Source organism: Rhizobium sp. SG570 (assembly GCF_012275345.1).
Taxonomy (GTDB): domain Bacteria; phylum Pseudomonadota; class Alphaproteobacteria; order Rhizobiales; family Rhizobiaceae; genus Rhizobium; species Rhizobium lusitanum.
On sequence record NZ_JAAZQI010000005.1, the window covers coordinates 396770 to 402961 of the forward strand.

Annotated in this window: 5 protein-coding genes; 4 read left to right on the forward strand and 1 reads right to left on the reverse strand. The window is 61.5% G+C overall.

The annotated features are described in order from the left end of the window. Window positions 1-8 precede the first annotated feature (8 nt). On the forward strand, window positions 9-1367 hold the full coding sequence (locus FHT28_RS13740; protein WP_037196900.1) for an ammonium transporter: 1359 nt from the start codon (window positions 9-11) through the stop codon (window positions 1365-1367). Here FHT28_RS13740 and FHT28_RS13745 read toward each other — a convergent pair whose 3' ends face one another. Further along, entirely contained in the window at window positions 1368-1544 is a 177-nt protein-coding gene (locus tag FHT28_RS13745) for a hypothetical protein (protein WP_168596517.1), read from the reverse strand. Window positions 1545-1641: 97 nt separating this feature from the next. On the opposite strand from FHT28_RS13745, the gene FHT28_RS13750 reads away from it, so the two are divergent. From FHT28_RS13750 to FHT28_RS13760, 3 genes are all read left to right on the forward strand, one after another. Continuing rightward, entirely contained in the window at window positions 1642-4314 is a 2673-nt protein-coding gene (locus tag FHT28_RS13750; RefSeq protein ID WP_168596518.1) for a DNA translocase FtsK, read from the forward strand. 136 nt (window positions 4315-4450) lie between these two features. Next, window positions 4451-5101: an outer membrane lipoprotein carrier protein LolA gene (locus FHT28_RS13755; protein ID WP_037196898.1), complete on the forward strand. Its 651-nt coding sequence runs from the start codon at window positions 4451-4453 to the stop codon at window positions 5099-5101. A 196-nt stretch (window positions 5102-5297) separates the two neighbouring features. Then, entirely contained in the window at window positions 5298-6101 is an 804-nt protein-coding gene (locus FHT28_RS13760; RefSeq protein ID WP_037196897.1) for an exodeoxyribonuclease III, read from the forward strand. Window positions 6102-6192: the final 91 nt, after the last annotated feature.

Below are 6192 nucleotides of genomic sequence, written 5' to 3' on the forward strand. Positions count from 1 at the left end.
TATTTGCAATGACATCTACCAAGCTTTCCTCCACCTTCGCGCGGGTGGGTGCGCTTTCTGCGGCCTTGCTCGCGCCGGCGATCGCTTTTGCGCAGACCGCCGCTCCGGCAGCGGCAGCCGCTGCGCCGGTTCCGGACAAGGGCGACACCGCCTTCATGTTCATCTCCACCATTCTCGTGCTGTTCATGCTCGTGCCGGGTCTGGCGCTGTTCTACGGCGGTCTCGTCCGCGCGAAGAACATGCTCTCCGTTCTCATGCAGTGCACGATGATCGGCGCCGTCGTGATGATCATCTGGGTCCTCTACGGCTACTCTTTCGCCTTCGGCGGCGGCACCAGCCCTTATTGGGGCGGCACGGCCAAGATGTTCCTCTCGGGCGTCTCGACCTCGACCACGGCTGCGACCTTCTCCAAGGGCGTCGTCATTCCTGAATTCATCTTCATGCTGTTCCAGATGACCTTCGCCGCCATCACGCCGGCCCTGATCATCGGCGCCTATGCGGAGCGCATCAAATTTGGCGCATCGGTTCTCTTCTGCGCACTGTGGGCGACCTTCGTCTACTTCCCGATCGCTCACATGGTCTGGGATTCGAACGGCATGCTCTTCAAGATGGGCGCTCTCGACTTCGCAGGCGGCACCGTCGTTCACATCAATGCCGGTATCGCTGGCTTCGTCGGTGCTCTCCTCGTCGGCAAGCGCGTCGGCTTCGGCAAGGACATGATGGCTCCGCATTCCATGACGCTGACCATGGTCGGTGCCTCCATGCTCTGGGTCGGCTGGTTCGGCTTCAATGCCGGCTCCAACCTCGAGGCTTCCGGCGGCGCGATGCTCGCAACCGTCAACACCTTCATCGCAACTGCAGCCGCCATCATCTCCTGGTCGCTGGTTGAAACCTTCACCCGCGGCAAGGCCTCCATGCTCGGCGGCGCTTCGGGCATGGTTGCCGGCCTCGTCGCCATCACGCCTGCAGCCGGCATCGCCGGCCCGATGGGCGCGATCGTCATGGGCCTGATCGTCTCCCCGCTGTGCTACTTCTTCGTGTCCGTCGTGAAGAACAAGTTCGGCTACGACGATACGGCTGACGTCTTTGGCGTCCATTGCGTCGGCGGCATCTTCGGCGCCATTGCAACCGGCATCTTCGCCAGCGCATCGCTCGGCGGCGTCGGCTATGCCGATGGCGTCACCATGGGCAGCCAGGTCATGGTTCAGCTGACCGCAGTCGTCACCACGATCGTTTGGTGCGGCGTCGGTTCGGCGATCCTCTACAAGGTCGTCGACATCATCATCGGTCTGCGTGTCACCCCGGAAGCCGAGCGCGAAGGTCTCGACCTCGCTTCCCACGGCGAAGCTGCCTACCACAATTCCTGATCAGAGCTTGCGATGCCGGAGCATGGCCTCCGGCATCGCTAAACATCCCGTCGCGGCGTATTTCATCGCAAATAGGCCGCTCTTGGCCCGAACCTTGGTTCGGGCCCTTTTTGTTTGTGCGGTAATATCCGGCTGCAAAAGCAGTTGATTCGCCAGGCTTGGGCGCATGGTTAACATGCCATTAACCCTCCTCTGATTAGGTAGGGCTAACCTGCCGGCGAGTGGGCATAGACCGATTCGCTTGCGCTTTCGACAAGGAACGGGACTGGATATCATGGGCAGAAGCAATTCGGCGGCGTTGAGCGGTCGCCCCGACCGTTTTTCGCTTTCGGCTGTGGTGTGGCGTCAGATCAAGGGTCTGGCGGGCTTTGGGCTGCTGTTCCTGCTGGCGCTGGCCGTCGCGGCGCTGGCGACCTGGAACGTCATGGATCCTAGCTATTCCTACGCCACCGGCAATGCGCCGACCAACCTGCTCGGTTTTCCCGGTGCCGCCTTTGCCGATATCATGATGCAGGCGCTCGGGCTTGCCTCCGTCGTCGCGCTGCTGCCTGTCGCCGCCTGGGCCTTTGCTTTCATTTCCAACCGCAAGCTCAATCGCGTGCCGTCGCGCCTTGGCGCGTGGCTCGGCGGCTGCGTCGTCGCGGCCGGCTCCATCGCCTGCTTTCCCGCGCCGCCGACCTGGCCGATCCCGAACGGCATCGGCGGGGTCGTCGGCGATATTCTCCTGCGCTTTCCCGCCCTTTTCATCGGCACCTATCCGAGCGGCGTCGTCGCCATCGTGATCGGTTCGGTTCTGGCTGTTCCCGCGATCTGGCTCATGCTTTTTGGCGCGGGCGTGATCGGTGAAAGCCTGGCGGAGGACGACGAGGACGAAGACGATTATGAGAACACACACAGCCGCGCTCGTCGGGTAGGCGATGAAGACGAGGACGATGATCGCACCGGCTTTTTGGGCAACTTTATGGCCTTCGGGGCGGTCATGCATGCATGGTATAATGCGCATGCTCGTCTCCGCCGCCTGTTCGGCATGGGTCCGCGCAAGCGCCGCGACCACGCCTTCGATGCGCCTTATGATTTCAATGATGACGAATTCGGCACGCTGAACGAGCCCGTGCGCGCCAAGACGCCGATGGCCCGGGGCGATCGCGTCGAGCCTTCGCTCGGAGGCTCGGCCGCGCGCCGTGTCGTTTCCGCGCCCTCCATCAGCCTCAGCGATGACGACGATGAGGACGAGGATTCGTCCTATGAGCGCGATCCGCGGCGCCCGGCCGATATCCTGCCCGATGATGAGGACGAGGATGAGTGGCCGTTGCGTCCCGCTTCGCCGAAGGCGGCAGCCGGCCAGCGCATCATCCCGCCGGCCGCGCGTCCGAAGCCCGGCGTGCGTGCGGAGCGTGAGGCACAGACCTCGTTCATACGGCCCTATGGCTTCCAGCTGCCAGCTGTGCATTTGCTCGCCGAGCCGAAGACCGTCACCCGGGATACGACGCTTTCCGCCGATGCGCTGGAGCAGAATGCCCGCATGCTCGAAGGCGTGCTGGAGGATTTCGGCGTCAAGGGCGAGATCATCCATGTCCGACCCGGCCCGGTGGTGACACTCTATGAACTGGAGCCTGCTCCTGGCATCAAGTCCTCGCGTGTCATCGGCCTGGCCGACGATATTGCCCGCTCGATGAGCGCGATCGCCGCCCGCGTCGCCGTGGTTCCCGGCCGCAACGCCATCGGCATCGAACTGCCGAATTCCACGCGCGAGACCGTCTATCTGCGTGAACTTGTCGCCAGCCGCGATTTCGAGACCTCCAAGGCCAAGCTTGCCATGGCGCTCGGCAAGACGATCGGTGGCGAACCCGTCATCGCCGATCTCGCCAAGATGCCGCATCTGCTCGTCGCCGGCACCACCGGTTCCGGCAAGTCGGTCGCCATCAATACGATGATCCTGTCGCTGCTCTATCGCATGACGCCGGAGCAGTGCCGTCTGATCATGATCGACCCGAAGATGCTGGAACTGTCTGTCTATGACGGCATTCCGCATCTGCTCTCGCCTGTGGTCACCGACCCGAAGAAGGCCGTCGTCGCGCTCAAATGGACCGTCCGCGAGATGGAGGAGCGCTACAAGAAGATGTCGAAGATCGGCGTGCGCAACATCGACGGGTTCAACATGCGTGTCGAGCAGGCCGTCGCCAAGGGCGAGGCCATCAGCCGCACTGTCCAGACCGGTTTTGACCGCCAGACCGGCGAGGCGATCTACGAGACGGAAGAGTTCGATCTGAAGCCGATGCCTTACATCGTCGTCATCATCGACGAGATGGCCGACCTGATGATGGTCGCCGGCAAGGATATCGAAGGCGCGGTGCAGCGCCTGGCGCAGATGGCGCGCGCGGCCGGCATCCATGTCATCATGGCGACGCAGCGTCCGTCCGTCGACGTCATCACCGGCACGATCAAGGCGAACTTCCCGACGCGTATCTCTTTCCAGGTGACGTCGAAGATCGACAGCCGCACCATTCTCGGCGAACAGGGTGCCGAACAGCTGCTCGGCATGGGCGACATGCTCTATATGGCCGGTGGCGGGCGCATCCAGCGTGTCCATGGCCCGTTTGTCGCCGACGGCGAGGTCGAGGACATCGTCGCCTATCTGAAGACGCAGGGTTCGCCGCAATATCTCGATGCCATCACCGCCGATGATGATGAGGACGATGAGGGCCATGGCCCTGCGGGGACCTCCAATCTCGCCGATTCGGACGATCCCTACGATCAGGCCGTCGCTATCGTTCTTAGCGACGGCAAGGCCTCGACTTCCTATATCCAGCGCCGCCTCGGCATCGGCTACAACCGCGCCGCCTCGCTGATCGAACGTATGGAGGAAGAAGGCGTGATCGGCCCGGCCAACCATGCCGGCAAGCGCGAAATCCTCGTTCCCACCAAGGCGGACATTCTGGATCGCTGAGGCGATCCGCCTTTCCGTGTCACATATCCCGCCTATGTTCAGGGAAATTTGATCGCGGCCCGCAGCCGAACCCGGGCCGCCGCGCCATGAAGACGCCGATTTTGCGCGCCATGGACAAAGCATGAAGGAGAATTCGATGAAAAAGATTGATGCGCAGCCCATGAACCGATTTTCACCGACCCGCCGGCATTTCCTCGGCGCCGTGGTCGCGGTCGGTGCGGCAGGCGCTCTACCGGTTTCGGCTCTTGCGCAGGCGCAGGCTGCCGCCCTCAATCCCAACATTGCCCAGGCCATCGCCGATCACTTTTCGTCCATCAAGACGATGAAGGGCGGCTTCCTGCAGATCGGGCCGCGCGGCGACCAGATGAGCGGCTCCTTTTTCATCCAGCGGCCCGGCAAGATGCGCTTCAACTACGATCCGCCGTCACGCATGCGCGTCATCTGCGATGGCAACAACGTCCAGGTCATCAACGACCAGACGAATACGAAGAACATGTACCAGCTGTCGAAAACGCCGCTGAGCCTGTTGCTCGCCAATAAGATCGACCTTTCCGCCGACATGGTGCGCAATGTCGATTCCCAGCCGGACCTGACCAAGATCACGCTCGGCAACCGCACCGTCTTCGGCGATTCCACAATCGCGATGATCTTCGATTCGAAGAGCTACGACCTGCGCCAGTGGACCGTCATCGACCCGCAAGGCAAGACGACCGATGTCATCATCAACAACGTGAAGACCAATGTCGCCTTCGATGACAGCGTTTTCCGCATCGATTATACGCGCTGATCGTCGTCTCCATTTCTGGCAACGGGAGAAGCGCCGAATGGCGCTTTCCTTTCCGTCGCAGCCGGTCTAAAGCCTTACCCTGACTAGAGCGTTTCACGGAATCGCTGAACCGCTCTAGCTGTCTGTTTTGACACAATTCCGGACGGAAAACCGCTGCGCACTTTTCCTGGAATTGCTCTCAGGGAAAGGCTTGGGCATGGGATTTTCGATTGCGACCTGGAATATCAATTCGGTGCGGCTGCGCATGCCCATCGTCGAGCAGTTCGTGATGCAGGCCCGGCCTGATATTCTCTGCCTTCAGGAGACCAAGGTTCCGAACGAGCTTTTCCCGCATGCGCCGCTGAGGGCGCTCGGCTACGAACACATCATTATCCATGGCCAGAAGGGTTATCATGGGGTGGCGATCGCCTCGCGTTTTCCGCTGACCGAGGATCATCGGCAAGATTATTGCAACGTCGGCGATAGCAGACATATCTCGGCGATCTTCGAGCGTGGCGGCCGGCGCATCCGGCTACATAATTTCTATGTTCCGGCCGGCGGCGACGAGCCCGATCGCGCCATCAATCCGAAGTTCGGCCACAAGCTCGATTTCATCGAGGAAATGAAGCGGCTGCATGCAAACGCCGAGCCCAACACCTCGGCGATCCTGGTTGGCGACCTCAACATCGCGCCGTTGGAGCATGACGTCTGGTCGCACAAGCAGCTGCTCAAGATCGTCAGCCACACGCCGGTCGAGACCGATGGGCTGATCGAGGTGATGAAGCGGGGCGCCTGGCTCGACCTGATGCGCCAGCAGGTGCCCGCCAATGAGAAGCTCTATACATGGTGGAGCTACCGCGCCAAGGATTGGGAGGCTGCCGATCGCGGCCGCCGCCTCGACCATATCTGGTCGTCATCCGATCTTGGCCCGCACCTGCAGCGCATCGAGATCCTGAAGGCGGCGCGCGGCTGGGATCGCCCATCCGACCATGTGCCGGTAACAGCGCATTTCAATCTCTAGGTCACATACCCATAAAATAGTTTTTGTTTTTAATGGATTGTGATTCACTGCTTCCGTTGATTTGGAGGCAGTGATGGCTCGCTTTGATTTG